13 protein-coding genes are annotated in these 16,207 nt (G+C 73.0%); all 13 read left to right on the plus strand.

All coding sequences use genetic code 11. The annotated features are described in order from the left end of the window. The first annotated feature begins 49 nt into the window (after window positions 1-49). Window positions 50-2,209: a GYF domain-containing protein gene (locus WMF39_RS08960; protein ID WP_437745125.1), complete on the plus strand. Its 2,160-nt coding sequence runs from the start codon at window positions 50-52 to the stop codon at window positions 2,207-2,209. Window positions 2,210-2,307: 98 nt separating this feature from the next. Next, the gene (locus WMF39_RS08965; protein ID WP_437745126.1) at window positions 2,308-2,712 is read left to right on the plus strand and encodes a cobalamin B12-binding domain-containing protein; all 405 of its coding nucleotides are present in this window, start codon (window positions 2,308-2,310) and stop codon (window positions 2,710-2,712) included. A gap of 509 nt (window positions 2,713-3,221) precedes the next feature. Then, a complete protein-coding gene (gene mraZ / locus WMF39_RS08970) occupies window positions 3,222-3,680 on the plus strand; it encodes a division/cell wall cluster transcriptional repressor MraZ (protein WP_012234291.1) in 459 nt (152 codons plus the stop codon). After that, entirely contained in the window at window positions 3,677-4,624 is a 948-nt protein-coding gene (gene rsmH, locus WMF39_RS08975) for a 16S rRNA (cytosine(1402)-N(4))-methyltransferase RsmH (RefSeq protein ID WP_437745127.1), read from the plus strand. The genes mraZ and rsmH overlap by 4 nt, the downstream gene beginning before the upstream one ends. After that, window positions 4,621-4,974: a hypothetical protein gene (locus WMF39_RS08980; RefSeq protein ID WP_437745128.1), complete on the plus strand. Its 354-nt coding sequence runs from the start codon at window positions 4,621-4,623 to the stop codon at window positions 4,972-4,974. The genes rsmH and WMF39_RS08980 overlap by 4 nt, the downstream gene beginning before the upstream one ends. Continuing rightward, window positions 4,971-7,058, plus strand: a complete 2,088-nt coding sequence (locus WMF39_RS08985; RefSeq protein ID WP_437745129.1) for a penicillin-binding protein — start codon at window positions 4,971-4,973, stop codon at window positions 7,056-7,058. The genes WMF39_RS08980 and WMF39_RS08985 overlap by 4 nt, the downstream gene beginning before the upstream one ends. Beyond that, window positions 7,055-8,659, plus strand: coding sequence for a UDP-N-acetylmuramoyl-L-alanyl-D-glutamate--2,6-diaminopimelate ligase (locus WMF39_RS08990; RefSeq protein WP_437745130.1), 1,605 nt, complete (start codon window positions 7,055-7,057; stop codon window positions 8,657-8,659). The genes WMF39_RS08985 and WMF39_RS08990 overlap by 4 nt, the downstream gene beginning before the upstream one ends. Then, window positions 8,656-9,786 (plus strand): phospho-N-acetylmuramoyl-pentapeptide-transferase, encoded by a 1,131-nt coding sequence (mraY, locus tag WMF39_RS08995; RefSeq protein WP_437745131.1) that lies wholly within the window; start codon window positions 8,656-8,658, stop codon window positions 9,784-9,786. The genes WMF39_RS08990 and mraY overlap by 4 nt, the downstream gene beginning before the upstream one ends. A gap of 4 nt (window positions 9,787-9,790) precedes the next feature. Next, on the plus strand, window positions 9,791-11,161 hold the full coding sequence (gene murD, locus WMF39_RS09000; RefSeq protein ID WP_437745132.1) for a UDP-N-acetylmuramoyl-L-alanine--D-glutamate ligase: 1,371 nt from the start codon (window positions 9,791-9,793) through the stop codon (window positions 11,159-11,161). Next, entirely contained in the window at window positions 11,158-12,483 is a 1,326-nt protein-coding gene (ftsW, locus tag WMF39_RS09005; RefSeq protein WP_437745133.1) for a putative lipid II flippase FtsW, read from the plus strand. Before murD ends, ftsW begins: the two co-directional genes overlap by 4 nt. After that, on the plus strand, window positions 12,477-13,688 hold the full coding sequence (gene murG, locus WMF39_RS09010; RefSeq protein WP_437745134.1) for an undecaprenyldiphospho-muramoylpentapeptide beta-N-acetylglucosaminyltransferase: 1,212 nt from the start codon (window positions 12,477-12,479) through the stop codon (window positions 13,686-13,688). The genes ftsW and murG overlap by 7 nt, the downstream gene beginning before the upstream one ends. Then, window positions 13,688-15,097, plus strand: a complete 1,410-nt coding sequence (murC, locus tag WMF39_RS09015; protein ID WP_437716583.1) for a UDP-N-acetylmuramate--L-alanine ligase — start codon at window positions 13,688-13,690, stop codon at window positions 15,095-15,097. The genes murG and murC overlap by 1 nt, the downstream gene beginning before the upstream one ends. Then, complete coding sequence (locus WMF39_RS09020) at window positions 15,094-16,125, plus strand: FtsQ-type POTRA domain-containing protein (protein WP_437745135.1); 1,032 nt, start codon at window positions 15,094-15,096, stop codon at window positions 16,123-16,125. The genes murC and WMF39_RS09020 overlap by 4 nt, the downstream gene beginning before the upstream one ends. Window positions 16,126-16,207: the final 82 nt, after the last annotated feature.

A 16,207-nucleotide genomic window follows, 5' to 3' on the forward strand; every position in this document is an offset into this window, starting at 1 on the left:
GGCCAAGCTGTCGTAGACTGCGCCATTCCACCGGCAGGCGCGTCCTTGGATGAAATTCATCTGCGATAACTGCAAGGCCAAGTACCAGATCGGTGACGAGAAGGTCGCCGGCAAGATGGTGCGGATGCAGTGCCGGCGATGCGGGCACCTCATCCAGGTCAGCGCGAGCGTCACCGAGAGCTCCGTGGCGCGTGCTCTTCCGGTCGAGCCGCCGCGCGAGGCGGGCGACGATGCGTACGTCGCTTCTCCGAGCGACGAGGCGCCGGCGGCGGACGGGGGCGCGGCGAGCCCGTTGAAGCCGCCGCTGGCTTCGTCCCTGGGCCACGGCGCCGCGCCGGCGCCGCCCCGGCCGGCATCCCAGGCCCTGCCGCGCCCGGCGGGCGCTCCTCGACCTCCGGTCGCGCCGCGTGCCGTCCCCGGACCGGCGTCGAGCCCGCGTCCGGCGACCGCACCGCAGGCCTCCCCGGCAGCCCGGGCTGTCCAGCCGGCGCCCGCGGTGCCGGCTCGTTCCCCTGCGCCTGCCGCCAGGGCGGCGGAGCCCACGCCGCCGGCGGGGGCCGCCGGCGCGTTCACGCGCGCGATGTCCAATGACCGCCCGCTCGGGAAGGCGCCGGCCGTGCGCGCCACGGCGAGCGAGGACTGGTACGTCGGGGTCGGCGGCGTCCCGCTCGGCCCGGTGCGGCTCTCGGTCATTCGCGACAAGGCGCTTGCCGGCGCGGTGGACGGCGAGTCGCTCGTCTGGCGCGAGGGCTTCGATGAGTGGCAGCCCCTCAAGAACTTCCCGGAGCTGCTCGAGATCGTCACGCAGGCTCAGTCCACCCGCCTGTCCCCGCCCGCGCGCCGCATCAGCACCACGGGCTCCTCTGTCGGTCAGCCGCAGGCGTCGTCGGCGAAGGCGCCCTCCTCGTCGAGGGTCCCTGCGCTCGGGGGGGCCGCGCCCGCGCGCACGGCGACGCGCGAGCCGGAGCCTCCTGGCCTGAACGAGCAGGCCCCGGCGGTCGCCGCCTTCACCGCGGCGGGGACGCCCGCTGTGTCGGCCCCGCTGCCCGCGCCGGTCGCGTCCGTTGCGTCCGTTACGTCCGTTGCGTCCGTTACGTCCGTTGCGCGCGTCGCCCCGGTTGCGCCAGCAGCGAGCGCGCCGGCCGCATGGCCAGGAGCGCCGGCAGGCGCCGGGCGGACCCACGCCGCGGGCGCTGCGCCGGTGGAGGTGCTCGCCGATCCCTTCGCGGCCGATCGGACGGACCCCGTCGCGTTCGCGCCCGGACCCGAGCTGGCCGCGTCCGCCTCGACCGAGCTCGCTCGCGGGGCCGGCGGCCTGGCCGCGGGCGGGTCGCCCTCTGCGGCGGCGCCCACGGGTGGCCTGGCCGCTGGGGGTGCGCGCTCTGCGACGGCGCCAGCAGGCGGAAGGCTGACCGCGGGGGGCTTGCCCGCCGCGCCGGCAGGGGCCCTCTCCGCCGCGGAGCCCGCACCTCTGGTGGCCACGCCTGGCAGCCTGGTGGAGACGGTCGCGCCAAGGCGGAGATCGGGCATGAGCCCGCTCGCATACGCCTTCATCGCCATGGCCGCGGCGTTCGGTGGCGTCTCCGCTTTCGTCCTGCTCTCCCCGAAGCCGCAGCCCGTGCAGGTCGTGACCGCCCCCCCGCCGCAGAGCCAGCCGGCCGATTTGCCCACGGCGGCCCCGCCGCCGCCGCCGACCGTCGAGCCGGACGCACCTGCACCGGCCGAGACGGCTTCCGCCCGGCCAGAGGTCGCTTCGACGGGCAAGGCGGGCGGCGTCGCGAGCCAGCGCCCTCCGCCGGACAAGCCGGTCGCTCCATCGGCCTCTGCTCAGCTCGACCGGTCCGGGTTCGGCGCTGGGGTCCCCGGCCCCTCGTCAGGGCCGGGCAGCCAGGGGGCCGGCGCCGGTTTGACCCCGCTTTCCCAGGGGGAGATCTCCGGCGTCGTCGAGTCGAACCGCCCCAGCGTCCGCCGCCACTGCTGGCAGCCCGCCCTCGACGCCCGCGCCAGCAACGCGGCCAGCACCGCCAGGGTCTCCGCTTCGGTGGTCATCGCCGCGTCGGGCGCCGTCCAGTCCGTCTCGGCCGGCGGATCGGAGAAGGATTACCCCGGCCTGTCGAGCTGCATCGCCTCCCGGATCAAGTCCTGGCGGTTCCCTCCTTCCTCGGGTTCCACGCCCGTAACGATTCCGTTCGTCTTCGCCGCGCAGTAAGCCCGCTGCTCAGCAAGGATGCACCCCTGCGGAGCGAAGGCCGCTCGATCGGGCGCTTCGCTTTACGTCTGCCCAGGCAGGCGGTAATCGACGCGCTCATGGCAGAGCGCAAAGTCCGAATCCTCGTGGCGAAGCCCGGCCTGGACGGCCACGACCGCGGCGCCAAGGTGGTCGCCAGGGCACTCCGCGATGCGGGCTTCGAGGTGGTCTACACGGGCCTGCACCAGACCCCCGACATGATCGCCTCCGCCGCTGTGCAGGAGGACGTCGACGCCGTGGGGCTGTCGATCATGTCCGGAGCGCACAACACCCTCTTCCCCGCGGTTATCGAAGCGCTCCGGAGCCGCGGGGCCGAGGACATCGTGGTGTTCGGTGGGGGCATCATCCCGGACGAGGACATCGCGCGGCTCCAGAACGCCGGCGTGAAGGGCGTCTTCACCCCCGGGACCACCCTGAAGAGCATCGTGGAGTGGATCCAGACCAACGTGACCCCCCACAGCTGACCGCCGCCGCGGCGCGCCTCCCCACTCTCCCCCACCGCGGCGCGCCTCCCCACTCTCCCCACCGCGCGCCTCCCCCGCCCGGTTTCCCCCAGAGCCACACGCTCGCTGAGCCCGTCCGGTAACCCGGCTACGCACCCGTTCGCCCGGCCGCGAATCGACGTGCTCAGGGCGGCGATCCGTCTTGCTTGCTTTCCGTCTTGCCAGCGTCTGCCCGACGCGTTCCAGCCCACCTCCGAGCGGCTCCCCACTTCCTCCCACGGTACTTCCCGGGAGCTATTTGTCGATAAATCGCGCTGTTTTGTGGGGTGTGACCTTGAGGGTTTATGTCCTACATAGGTGGCGGATGAGGTCCAGAAATCTCCCAAACTGTTGACACTCGGCACCTCACTCCGTAGCGTGGCGGAGCTTCGTGGGAAGAAGTGGCAGAGAATGTCACGACGCGGCGTGCGCCCGGTGGAGCAACGCGTCGCCAACCCCTCGGCGGGACGGACCAGCCGGAGCTGGGGTCGATGAGCACGATGTTTCGCGGTCACTTCGAGCACGCGATCGACGCGAAGGGGCGCACGAGCCTCCCTTCGCGCTTTCGCGACGTGCTCGCGGCCGCGAACGACCTGCGGATGGTCATCACCCCGGCCCTCTTCGACCCCTGCCTGCACGCGTATCCGATGAAGGCCTGGGAAGAGCTGGAGGCGAAAATTGCAGCACTTCCGCAATTCGATTCGAACGTGGTCGCCTTCCGGCGCCGTTACCTGTCCGCGGCCGTCGAGTGTGACCTTGACAAGCAGGGCCGGATCCTCATCCCGCCGTCCCTCCGCGAGCACGCGGACCTCACGAAGGACGTGCTGTGGGCGGGCATGGGCCAGACGATCGAGCTCTGGTCGCAGGAGCGGTGGAAGGCCGCTCAGCAGATGAGCGAGGTCGAGCTTCAGAGCTTCAAGAACGCAATCGCGGAGCAGTTCCGCCTATGAACGTCGTCAATGTAGTCCCCATGCACCTGCCTCCTCCGCCGCCGCGCCCGCGCGCCGAGCAGCACGTCTCCGTCCTCGGCCGCGAGGTGCTCGCCGCGCTCTCGCCGAGCAGCGAGGGCGTCTATGTCGACGCCACCCTCGGCGCCGGCGGCCACACCGCGACGATCCTCGAGACGCCGGGCGCCCGGGTCATCGGGATCGATCGCGACGAGCGCGCCCTCGCCATCGCGCGCGCCCGGCTCGCCCGCGCGGGGGATCGGGTGACCTACGTTCACGGCGAGTTCTCCGAGATCGAGCGGCACCTCGCGGCCCTCGGCGTGCCGCAGGTGGACGGCCTCGTCGCCGACATCGGCGTGAGCTCCATGCAGCTCGACGACCCGGCCCGCGGCATGAGCTTCCGCGCGGAGGGGCCGCTCGACATGCGGATGGACCCGAGCCGCGGCGAGACGGCGCTCGAGCTCATCGAGCGGCTCAGCGACGAGGAGCTCGCGGACCTCATCTACCGCTACGGCGAGGAGCGCCGCAGCCGGCGGGTCGCGCGCTGCATCAAGCAGGCGGCCGACAGCGGCGAGCTCGTGACGACGCTCGACCTGCGGCGCGCCGTGGTGCGCGCCGTCGGGCCGGCGCGCATCGGCGGCGTCGATCCGGCGACGCGCACGTTCCAGGCGCTGCGCATCGCGGTGAACGGTGAGCTCGACCAGCTCGAGGCGCTGCTCGAGGCGGCGCCCAGGATCATCGCGCCGGGCGGCGTGCTCGCCGTGATCTCGTTCCACTCGCTGGAGGACCGCATCGTCAAGCGCGCGCTGCGCGAGCCGGAGGTCTGGGAGCCGCTGACGAAGAAGCCGGTGACCGCGGGCGACGACGAGGTCGAAGGCAACCCGAGGGCCCGCAGCGCGAAGCTCCGCGCCGCGAGGCGCGTAAGCGGGGCGGAGGCGCTCGCGTGACGCAGCAGCGTCCGTTCCTCATCTTGTGGACGCTCGCGGTGGCCGCGACGGTGGCGGCGTTCATCGTGCACCTCGCGCTGCGAGGGCGCACGGTCGACCTGGGATACAAGCTCGGGCGAGCGCGCGCCGAGCAGGCGCGGCTGCGCGAGGTGAAGCGGGTGCTCTCGCTCGAGGCGGCCAGCTACGAGACGCCGCAGCGCGTGGAGATGGTCGCCCGCTCGCTGCTCGGCATGACGCCGCCCCCGCCCGAGCGCGTGATCCCGGTGCGGGGCTACTCCGCGCCGCCCGGCGAGCGCGAGCCCGAAGGCGAGGAGCCCGGCCGCGCGCCGCCGAGCGGAGGGCAGCCGTGAAGAACCTCGATCCCCGGCGCGCGCGGTGGATCCGCATCCGCATGGGGCTGCTCTGCGGCCTCATGGCGCTCGGCCTGGGCGGCGTCGTGTCCGGCGCCTACCGCATCGAGGTCGAGGACGGGGACGCGTGGTACGACCTCGCCGAGCGGCAGCGCCAGCGGCGGCTCCACATCACGCCGAAGCGCGGCACCATCTACGACCGGAACGGCGCGCCGCTCGCGGAGAGCGTGGAGGTGCCCAGCGTCTCCGTGGACGCGGTCGAGATGCTCCGCGGCATCGAGGAGAAGTACGTCCCGATGCGGATCCAGCAGTACGCGGAGCGCATCGCGCAGGCGCTCTCGCTGCCGCTCGAGGAGGTCGTGGAGAAGCTCGGCCGGCGGCGCCGCTTCGCCTGGCTCAAGCGCCGCATCTCCGAGCAGGAGGTCGAGAACGTCCGCGCGCTCGGGGACAGGACGCAGCGCTACCCGGTGCGCGGGCTCGTGATCGAGGGCGAGGGGCGCCGCTTCTACCCGAACCGCGAGCTCGCCGGCCCGCTGCTCGGCTTCGTCGCCACCGACGGCGAGGGCAAGGAGGGGATCGAGCTCAGCCTGGAGCACGAGCTCCGCGGCAACGCGTCCGAGGTGCGCGGGCTCCGCGATCGCTCGGGCCGGCTCATCTTCTCGGAGGGGATCGAGGACGAGCAGGCGCTCGCCGGGCACAACGTCCACCTGACGATCGACAAGGGCATCCAGTTCACCGCCGAGCGCGAGCTCGAGGCGGCGATGAAGACCTACGAGGCGCTCGGCGGATCGATCGTGGTCGTCGATCCGGAGAGCGGCGAGATCCTCGCCATGGCGAGCGCTCCGGGCTTCAACCCGAACGACTACTCGCAGAGCGATCCAGGGTCCCGGCGCAACCGCTGCGTCGTCGATCGCTTCGAGCCCGGCTCCACGATGAAGGTGTTCGCCATCGCGAGCGCGATCGCGGCGAAGAGCGTCTCCCCCAGCGCGACCATCTACTGCGAGGAGGGGAACATGGCGATCGACAACGTCGTGATCCACGACACGCACATTCACAAGTGGCTGACGGTGCCGCAGATCCTCGCCCAGTCGTCCAACATCGGCACGGCGAAGATCGCGCTCGGGCTCGGCGAGCAGCGGCTCTACGAGGGCTTCCGGCGGTTCGGCTTCGGGGACCTGACCGGCGTGCCGCTGCCGGGCGAGTCCGTGGGCGTGCTGCGGCCGCGCGGCCGCCCGTGGGTCCAGGTCGAGACGGCGGCGGCCTCGTTCGGGCAGGGGATCAGCGTGACCACGCTCCAGCTGGCGATGGCCACGGCGGCGGTCGCCAACCACGGGCGGCTGCTCGAGCCGATCCTGATCAAGCGGGTCACCGACGGCACGGGCGTCACGCTGTCGGAGCCGTCGCCGCGCGTGCGCCGCGACGCGGTGCCGGCGCCGATCGCGCGGATGATGTCGGAGATGCTCGTCGCGGTGACGGAGGGGGACGGGACCGGCGTCGAGGCCGCGATCCCGGGGTTCCGCGTCGCGGGGAAGACGGCCACCGCGCAGAAGATCGATCCCGCGACGGGCAAGTACACCGACACCCACTACGTGGCGTCGTTCGTCGGGTTCGTCCCGGCCGAGCGGCCTCGGATCGCCATCGCGGTGGTGCTCGATGAGCCGATGGGCGGCACGTACGCCGGCGGCTCGGTCGCGGCGCCCGTCTTCCGTCGGATCGGTGAGATGGCGCTGCGCTACCTGGGCGTTACCCCGCGCGGGAGCGTGCCGATGAAGCTGTCGGAGATCAGCGAGCAGTCCGGAGAGGACCTCGCGGCGAGCACCTATCAGGTGCTGAGCGAGGCGCGCGCCGCGGCCGCGCCGATCTCGACGGGGGTGGTCACGCCGTCCGCGCCGCTCAAGGCGGGGGAGCTGCGCGTCCCCGATCTGACGGGGCTGCCGCAGCGCGAGGCCGTGAAGAGCGCCGCTGCGCTCGGGCTCGATCCGAGCGTCGAGGGCACGGGGCGGCTCGCGCGCCAGGAGCCTCCGCCCGGGACCGTGCTGCCCAAGGGATCGCCCCTGAAGCTCATCTTCGAGCCCCCCACATGACGGAGCACGATCACAAGGAAGCCAGCCTGGCCGAGGTCGAGCTCGCGCTCCGCCTCGGCGACGTGCTGCTCGAGATCCCGGGCGCCGCGCTCTCTCCGGCGGGCGCCGCGGACATGGTCGTGACAGGCGTGCACCTCGACTCGCGCAAGGTGAGGCAGGGGGACATCTTCGTCGCGCGCGCGGGCGCGCGCGACCACGGCGAGCGCTTCATCCCCGAGGCCGTGGCGCGCGGCGCGCGGGCGGTGATCGTCGCCCGCGGGAGCGCGGCCGACACGCTCGGCGCCGCGCGCGTCGAGGTCCCCGACGTGCCGCTCGCGCTCGCTCAGGCCGCCGCCGTGGTCTACGGACACCCGACCTTCACGCTCGAGGTCGTCGGCATCACCGGTACGAACGGCAAGACGACGACGGCCCACCTCGTCCAGGCCTGCATCGATCGGTGCGGCGGTCAGGCCGGGATCGTCGGGACGCTCGGCTACCGCTTCGGCGATCTCGATGTCCACGCCTCGCACACGAGCCCCGAGGCGGACGAGCTCGCCCGCGTCGCCGCCGCGATGGTCGCCCGCGGCGCGACGCACCTCGTGATGGAGGTGTCATCGATCGCGCTCGCGGCGAAGCGCGTCGATGCGGTCCGGTTCCGGATCGCCGTCTTCACGAACCTCACGCAGGATCACCTCGACTACCACGGCACGATGGAGGCGTACGCGGCGGCGAAGGCGCGCCTGTTCGTGGATCTCGGCCCCGGCGCCGCGGTCATCAACGTCGACGATCCCTTCGGGCGGCAGCTCGTCGAGATGCTCGCCCCCGGCGGGCTCTCGCGCCCGACGGCGGCGACGCTCGCGCGCTACTCGGCGGAGGTGGGCGTGGGCCCGGACGCCGCGGAGATCGCCCCCGTCGAGCTCGCGCACAGCGCGAGCGGCACGCTCATCCGCGCCCGCACGCCCGTCGGCGAGGTCACCATCCGCTCCCACCTGCTCGGCGCGCACAACGCGTCGAACCTGCTCGCCGCCCTCGCCGTGGCCTACCTGCTCGGGTTCGACGTCGGTGACGCCGCCGCGGCGCTCTCGTCTCCGATCCAGGTCGCGGGCCGCCTGGAGCGCTGCGATACCCCCGACGCCGACGATGTGATCGTGCTCGTCGACTACGCGCACACGCCGGACGCGCTCGCCCGCGTGCTCGCGAGCGTGCGTGCCCTCGGCGGCGGGCGCGTCCTCTGCGTCTTCGGGTGCGGCGGCGACCGCGATCCGCTGAAGCGGCCGCAGATGGGCGAGGCGGTCGGCCGCGCCGCCGACGTCGCCATCGTCACCAACGACAACCCGCGGAGCGAGGACCCGCGCGCGATCGCCGACGCCATCCTGCCGGGGCTCGCCGCCGGGCGCGCGCGCGTCGTCGTCGAGCTCGATCGAGCGCGCGCGATCGAGCGCGCGGTGCTCGACGCCGAGCCGGGGGACGTGGTCCTCCTCGCCGGCAAGGGCCACGAGCCGTACCAGATCATCGGCGGCGTCACGCTGCCGTTCGACGATCGCGACGAGGCGCGGCGCGCGCTCGCCGCGCGCCGCGCGCGCGCCCTCGGCGAGCGGCCGTCGCACGGAGGTGCGGGGTGATCTACGAGCTCTTCTACCCGCTCAAGTTCCACTACGGCTGGCTGAGCTGGCTCAACGTCCTCCGCTACATCCCGTTCCGCACGATCATGGCGACGATCACCGCCATGGTGCTGACGTTCGTGCTCGCGCCGTGGTTCATCCGCGAGCTCCGGCGGAAGCAGATCGGGCAGGTGGTCCGCGCCGAGGGGCCGGAGACGCACAAGATCAAGGCGGGCACGCCGACGATGGGCGGCGCGCTCATCCTGCTCTCCCTGCTGCTCCCCACCGTGCTGTGGGCCGACCTCAGGAACCCCTTCGTCCTCGCGACGACGGCCGTCACCGCGGGCTACGGCGTCATCGGCTACCTGGACGACTTCCTCAAGATCAAGCGGCGGAGCAGCGGGGGCCTGCCCGGGCGCTACAAGCTCATCGGCCAGGTGCTGATCGGCGGCGCGGCCGTGGCCTACACGTTCCTGCTCGCGTCCAAGCTCCCGCCGGACTGGGCGGAGATCAGGACGCGGCTCGCGATCCCGTTCGTCGCGTTCTCGAAGTACCCGATCGAGCTGCCGCTCTACGTCTACATCCCGTTCGCCGTCTTCGTCGTGGTCGCCACGTCGAACGCCGTGAACCTCACCGACGGCCTCGACGGCCTCGCGATCGGCCCGGTGATCATCAACGCGGGGACCTACCTCATCCTCGCGTACATCGTCGGCGCCTCCATCGCGAGCTTCTCGCTCGCGGCCTACCTCGACATCCCGGCGATCGCGTCGGCCGGCGAGCTGTCGGTGTACTGCGGCTCGGTCATCGGCGCGGGGATCGGGTTCCTCTGGTACAACACGTACCCCGCCCAGGTCTTCATGGGGGACGTCGGGTCGCTCGCCCTCGGAGGCGGGCTCGGGATGCTCGCCGTCTTCACCAAGAACGAGCTCCTGTCGATCATCCTCGGGGGGATCTTCTTCATCGAGACGGTCAGCGTCATCACGCAGGTCCTCTCGTTCAAGCTCACCGGCAAGCGCGTCTTCTTGATGGCGCCGATCCACCACCACTACGAGAAGAAGGGGTGGGCGGAGCCCAAGATCATCGTCCGCTTCTGGATCATCTCCATCCTCCTGGCGCTGGTGTCCCTGGCGTCGATGAAGCTGCGGTGAGGGCATGATGGACGTCCGCGGGCGAACAGTGATCGTCGTGGGTCTCGGCCGGAGCGGCGTCGCGGCCGCGCGCCTCCTGAACGCGCGCGGCGCGCGCGTGATCGCGAACGACGGCGCGCCGCGCGAGCGGCTCTCCGCCGCGGCCGCGGCCCTCGAGGGCGAGGGCGTCGTCCTCGCGCCGGGAGGGCACGATCCGGCGCTGTTCGACGGCGCCGACCTCGTGGTCGTCTCGCCGGGCGTGCCGTCGTTCCCTGCGCTCGACGCCGTCGCTCGCTCCGGGCGCGAGGTCATCGGCGAGCTCGAGCTCGCGTCGCGCTTCGTGTCGGCGCCCGTCGTGCTCGTCGGCGGGACCAACGGCAAGAGCACGACGACGGCGCTCACGGGCGCGATGCTCGAGCGGGCCGGCCTCCGCACGTTCGTCGGCGGCAATTTCGGGACCCCCCTCGCCGAGGTCGTCGACCAGACGTGGGACGTGCTCGTCCTCGAGATCTCGAGCTTCCAGGCGGAGCGCGTGCCGACGCTGCACGCGCGCGCCCACGCGCTGCTGAACATCACGGACGATCACCTCGATCGCTACGCGAGCTTCGCGGCGTACGCCGACGCGAAGGGCAACCCGTTCGAGCGCATGACGCCCGACGACGTGGCGGTCGTCCCCTTCGGCGACGAGCTCGTCGCCCGACAGGCGGAGCGCGGGCGCGCCCGCGTCGTGACGTTCAGCGCGCGCGACGCCCGCGCGGACGTGAGCGCCGCGGGGGGCGCGATCGTCGATCGCGTCGCCGGCGCCCGCTACCCGCTGGATCGCGTGCGGCTCGCGGGCGCGCACAACCTCGCGAACGCCTGCGCCTCCGTCGCGCTCGCCGCCGCGCTCGTCGCCCCCGCGGCGGCGATCGGCGACGCGCTCTCGGGCTTCGAGGGGCTCGCGCACCGGACCGCGCTCGTCGCGGACGTCGACGGGGTCCGCTATTACGACGACTCGAAGGGGACCAACGTCGGCGCCTCCGTCGCCGCGCTCTCCGGCCTGATCGAGGCGAAGGCCGTCCTGATCGCGGGCGGGCGCGACAAGCTCGGCGACTACGCCCCGCTCGTGTCCGCGCTGCGCGAGCGGGGGCGCGCCCTCGTCGTCCTCGGCGAGGCAGCGGACCGCATCGCCGCAGCGGCCGCCGGCGTCCTGCCGATCGCGCGGGCGGGCTCGATGACGGAGGCGGTCCTCGCCGCGCGCTCCCTCGCCCGGCCGGGCGACGCGGTGCTGCTCAGCCCCGCGTGCTCCAGCTTCGATATGTTCCGCGACTACAAGGACCGCGGCGACGCCTTCGTCCGCGCGGTCCGCGAGCTCCAGGGAGCTGGCGGCAGGGCCGCCGGGGAGGTGGCGTCGTGACGTCGTGGAGCAGCGCGTTCGGCGCGCGCGCCGACGCACCCAAGAACCGGCACGTCGGTCCCCCCGACCAGGAGAAGGCGGCGCCGGGCGGGATCGCGGCGGCCGCCGAGGCCTTCTGGAAGGTGCGATCGAGCCCGTCGGGCCCGGTCGACGCCCTCCTCGCGGCGGTCGTCACGGCGCTCATCGGCTTCGGCGTGGTGATGGTCTACAGCGCCAGCGCCGTCGAGGCGACGGTCCGCTACAAGGACGCGCAGTTCTTCCTCAAGCGTCAGGCGGTCTACGCGGTCCTTTCGATCGCCACGATGTGGATCACGAGCCGCATCGATCACCGCCGGCTCAAGGTCCTCACGTACCCGGTGCTCATCACCGTCACCGGGATGCTCGTCGCCTGCGTGGCGGGGCTCGGCCACAAGGCCGGCAACGCCTACCGCTGGATCTCGCTCGGCCCTGTCCACGTGCAGCCGGCCGAGGTGGCGAAGCTCGCGATCGTGCTCTGGCTCGCCTACTCGCTGTCGAAGAAGGCCGAGCGCATCAAGTCGTTCTCGGTCGGCTTCCTCCCGCACCTCCTCGTCGTCGGGCTCTTGATGCTCCTCTGCCTCAAGCAGCCCGACTTCGGAAGCGCGGTCGTGCTGCTCTTCCTGACCTTCACGCTGCTGTTCGTGGCGGGCGCGCGCGTCCCGTACATCGCCGCGTTCTCCATGCTGCTGGCGTTCGCCGGCGCCGCGCTCGTTCGCTTCAGCGGGTACCGCTACGCGCGCTACCTCGCGTGGATCGACATGGACAACAACCGCGCGGACCTCGCCTACCAGCCGTTCCAGTCGGTCATGAGCTTCGGCTCGGGCGGGCTCTTCGGCCTCGGCCTCGGGCGAGGGCTGCAGGTGCTCTACCTGCCGGAGGCGCACACCGATTTCGTGTCCGCGATCGTCGGCGAAGAGCTCGGCTTCGTCGGCATCGTCGGTCTGTGCGCGGCATACCTCGTCATCGTCTCGCGGGGCGTGAAGATCGCCCTCGAGGCGGCCGACGACTACGGCAGCTTCATGGCGTTCGGCATCGCGACGCTCTTCGGGGTGCAGGCGATGACGAACCTCGCCGTCGCGATGGCGATCCTCCCCACGAAGGGGCTCACGTTGCCGTTCCTCAGCTATGGCGGCTCCTCGTTGCTCGTGAACGCCGCGGCCGCGGGCATCCTGCTCAGCATCAGCCGATCGCGGACCGTCGTGGCCCCCGTGAAGCGCGGCGAGGCGGGCGCTTCGCCCGTCCCGCACGCGCCGAGCGCGTCGGCCGTGGTCGCCGCGTCGGCCGAGGAGGGCGGCGCATGGTGACCGTGCTCATCGCCGGAGGCGGCACCGGCGGCCACGTCTTCCCGATGATCGCCGTGGGCGACGCCGTCCGCGCTGCGGCGCCCGACGCGCGCGTCGTCTACGTCGGCACCGCGCGCGGCATCGAGGTGCGCGTGATGGGCGAGCGCGGCGACAACCTCGAGCTGCTCCACGTCCTGCCGCTCCGCGGGGGCGGCCTCTCCGGCTTCGTGCGCGGCGCTGCCCGCGCGGGCAGCGTCCTCCCGGAGGCGAGGCGGCTCGTCGAGCGGCTCGACGCCCGCGTGGCGCTCTCGCTCGGCGGGTACGCCGGCGGACCGGTCTCGCTCGCTGCCCGCTCGCTCGGCGTTCCGGTCGCGATCCTGGAGCCGAACAGCGTCCTCGGACTGTCGAACCGGCTGCTCGCGCCCATCGTCGATCGCGCGTACGTCGCCTTCCCGGAGACGGCGCGCGCGCTGCGCCCGAGCACCGTGCGCCTCTTCGGCGTCCCCCTCCGGCGCGCCTTCGCCCGCGCCCCGTACGCGCCGCGCGAAGGCGCGCTCCGCCTGCTGGTTCTCGGCGGCAGCCAGGGCGCGCTGGCGCTGAACGACGTCGTCCCTCGCGCGATCGCGCGAGGCCGCGAGCGCGGCGTCGACCTCGAGGTGGTGCACCAGACGGGCAGGGATCGCGAGGCCGCGGTCCGTTCGCTCTACGCCGAGCTCGGCCTGGCAGGGCGCGCGCGCGTCGTCCCGTTCATCGACGACGTGGCGGAGGCGCTCGCCGCGGCCGACGTCGTGATCGCCCGCGCGGGCGCGTCGACGCTCGCCGAGCTCTGCGCTGTCGGGCGCCCATCAATCCTGATTCCGTACCCGTTCGCGGCCGACAACCACCAGCTGAGGAACGCGCAATCCCTCGAGCGGGCCTCCGCCGCGGTCGCGATCGCCCAGGGCGACGCCACCGAGATGCGCCTCGCCGACGAGATCGCCCGGCTCGCGGCCGCGCCGGCGCTCCGGGCCCGCATGGCGGACGCGGCGGCGGCCTTCGCCACGCGGGATGCCGCGGCGCGCGTCGCCGCCGATCTGCTCGAGCTCGCGCGGGCTCCGCGCCACCGCGCGCTGCGCTTCCCCACCCTCGGAGGGCGCGCGGCGCGCGCTGGCGAGGCGCAGCGCGGCGCCGTGACGAACCAGGCCGCGCCGCTCGGCGCTGGCCTCGGCTGGGAGGAGGCAGGCTGATGTTCCGCGGTCGCGTTCGCCACGTCCATTTCGTCGGCATCGGGGGCGTCGGGATGAGCGGCCTCGCCGAGATCCTGCGCTCGCTCGAGTTCGAGGTCTCCGGCTCGGATCTCAAGGAGAGCTCGACGACGCGGCGGCTCACGTCGCTCGGCGTCCGGATCGACATCGGCCACCGCGCCGAGAACGTCCGCGGCGTCGATGTCGTCGTGTACTCGAGCGCCATCCGCCCCGAGAACCCCGAGCTCACCGAGGCGCGCGCGCTCGGCACCCCGGTGATCGGGCGCGCGGAGATGCTCGCCGAGCTGATGCGCGTGAAGTACGGCGTCGCGATCGCGGGCTCGCACGGCAAGACCACCACGACCTCCCTGGTCGCCACGGTCCTGCGCGCCGCCGGCCTCGATCCCACCGTCGTCGTCGGCGGCAAGATGGCGGCGCTCGGCACGAACGCGCGGCTCGGCGCCGGTGACCTGCTCGTCGCCGAGGCCGACGAGAGCGACGGATCGTTCCTGCGGCTCACCCCGACGATCGCGGTCGTCACCAACATCGACCCCGAGCACCTCGATCACTACGGCACGCACGAGCGCATCAAGGACGCCTTCGTCGAGTTCGCCGCGCGCGTCCCGTTCTACGGGCTCGCCGTGCTCTGCCTCGACCACCCGCACGTCCAGGATCTGCTCCCGCGCATCCCGCGCCGCCACGTCACGTACGGCGTCTCGCCGCAGTCGGACTACTCGGCGCGCGGCATCCAGTTCCGCGGCCTCGAGACGAGCTTCAACGCGTACCGCCGAGGGGAGCCGCTCGGCGGGTTCACGGTGAAGATGCCGGGCGCGCACAACGTCCTCAACTGCCTCGCCACCATCGCGGTCGCGGACGAGCTCGAGGTGCCGCTCGACGTCACCAAGCAGGCGCTGGCCACGTTCGGCGGCGTCGCTCGCCGCTTCACCGTCGTCGGGTCGATCGGGGGCGTCACGATGATCGACGACTACGGCCACCACCCGGCCGAGATCCGCGCCACCATCGACGCGGCCCGCCGGGCGTTCCCCGGCGAGGATCACCGCGTCGTCGTGGCCTTCCAGCCGCACCGGCACACCCGCACGCGCGATCTCTTCGACGAGTTCACGCGCGCCTTCAACCAGGCCGACGTCCTGCTCGTCACGGACATCTACGCCGCGGGCGAGCCGCCGATCCCCGGCGTCACCGCGGAGCGCCTCGTCCAGTCGATCCGGGAGCACGGCCACCACGACGCGCGCTTCATCGCCGACAAGGCCGACCTCCCGGAGGCCCTCGAGAAGATCGCCCGGCCCGGCGACGTCGTCATCGCGCTCGGGGCGGGCGACGTGAACGCGTGCGTGCGGGGGCTCAAGGCGCGGCTCGAGGCGAAGTCGCCGCCGCAGGAGGGCAGCTCATGACCGAGCGTCCCAGCGCGCCCCCGCCGAACCGCCGCCGCTCGCTGCCGTCGGTGCCCGCGGCGCCGCCGGTCCGGGCGGCCTCGCGCGGCTCGAAGCCCGAGCCCGTGGCGGCGGTGCCGCCGAAGAACGAGCGCGTGCGCGCGTCGACCCCGTCGTCGCACGAGTCGCCGGCCCCGCCCGCGACGAGCGTCTCCGTGCGCCCGCCGCGCGCGATCGACCGCGGAGAGCGCGCCGCCGAGGGCGCGCCCTCGGCGGCGCGCCCTCGGCGGCCGATCGCGCGCCACCTCCGCGCCCTGCAGCTGCTCGCGGGCGCCGCCGTCGTGCTCGTCGCCTCGACCGCCGTCGCGTGGGGCGCGCGCCGCTACATCGTGTCGAGCCCTCGCTTCGCCGTGCGCACGGTGCTCGTCGACGGTGTCCAGCGCCGGACCGCTGAGCAGGTGGCCAGCTCCGGCGGCATCGAGGTGGGCAAGAACATCTTCACGCTCGATCTCGAGCTCGCCGGCGCCTCGATCGCCACCGACCCCTGGATCGAGAAGGCGACGGTCACGCGCAGGCTCCCCTCGACGATCCACGTCGACGTCGTCGAGCGGGAGGCGCAGGCCCTGGTCGCGATCGGCGGCGATCTCTACCTCGCGACGCGCGACGGCGAGCTCTTCAAGGAGCTCGCTGGCGACGACCCCGTCGACCTCCCGATCGTCACGGGGATCACCGGCGAACAGGTGGCGCGGGATCGCCCCGGCGTCGTCATCGCGGTCCGGCGCCTGCTCGACGTGGTCGAGGACCTGGAGCGCGCCGGCGTCGCGCGCCGCTATCCGACCCAGGAGCTCCACGTCGAGCGGGACGGGTCGATCGTCGTCACCATCGGAAAGGAGGCGATCTCGCTCCACCTCGGGCAGCCGCCCTACCGGGACAAGGTCGCCCAGGCGTCGCGGGTGCTCACCGAGCTCGCCCAGCGAAAGGCGAACGCGTCGGTGATCTTCCTCGACAACGACGCGCACCCCGAGCGCGTCGTGGTGAGGATGAGATGAGCGCCGTCGGGCCCGCTCTCCGCGCCGGCGATCGCCGAGCAAAACTTGGCCGGTGCTGCTGGCTCATGGCAGCGTCGTGCCC

Origin of the sequence: Sorangium sp. So ce1504 (genome assembly GCF_051521635.1) — a bacterium.
Taxonomy (GTDB): Bacteria; Myxococcota_A; Polyangia; order Polyangiales; family Polyangiaceae; genus Sorangium; species Sorangium cellulosum_B.

Bases quoted from the DNA above. Each gene is read 5' to 3' on its own strand.
- WMF39_RS08960 (WP_437745125.1), top strand. From the start codon at position 50: ATGAAATTCATCTGCGATAACTGCAAGGCCAAGTACCAGATCGGTGAC.
- rsmH (WP_437745127.1), top strand. From the start codon at position 3,677: ATGAACGTCGTCAATGTAGTCCCCATGCACCTGCCTCCTCCGCCGCCG.
- murC (WP_437716583.1), top strand. From the start codon at position 13,688: ATGTTCCGCGGTCGCGTTCGCCACGTCCATTTCGTCGGCATCGGGGGC.
- WMF39_RS08990 (WP_437745130.1), top strand. From the start codon at position 7,055: ATGACGGAGCACGATCACAAGGAAGCCAGCCTGGCCGAGGTCGAGCTC.
- murD (WP_437745132.1), top strand. From the start codon at position 9,791: ATGATGGACGTCCGCGGGCGAACAGTGATCGTCGTGGGTCTCGGCCGG.
- WMF39_RS08965 (WP_437745126.1), top strand. From the start codon at position 2,308: ATGGCAGAGCGCAAAGTCCGAATCCTCGTGGCGAAGCCCGGCCTGGAC.
- mraZ (WP_012234291.1), top strand. From the start codon at position 3,222: ATGAGCACGATGTTTCGCGGTCACTTCGAGCACGCGATCGACGCGAAG.
- WMF39_RS09020 (WP_437745135.1), top strand. From the start codon at position 15,094: ATGACCGAGCGTCCCAGCGCGCCCCCGCCGAACCGCCGCCGCTCGCTG.
- murG (WP_437745134.1), top strand. From the start codon at position 12,477: ATGGTGACCGTGCTCATCGCCGGAGGCGGCACCGGCGGCCACGTCTTC.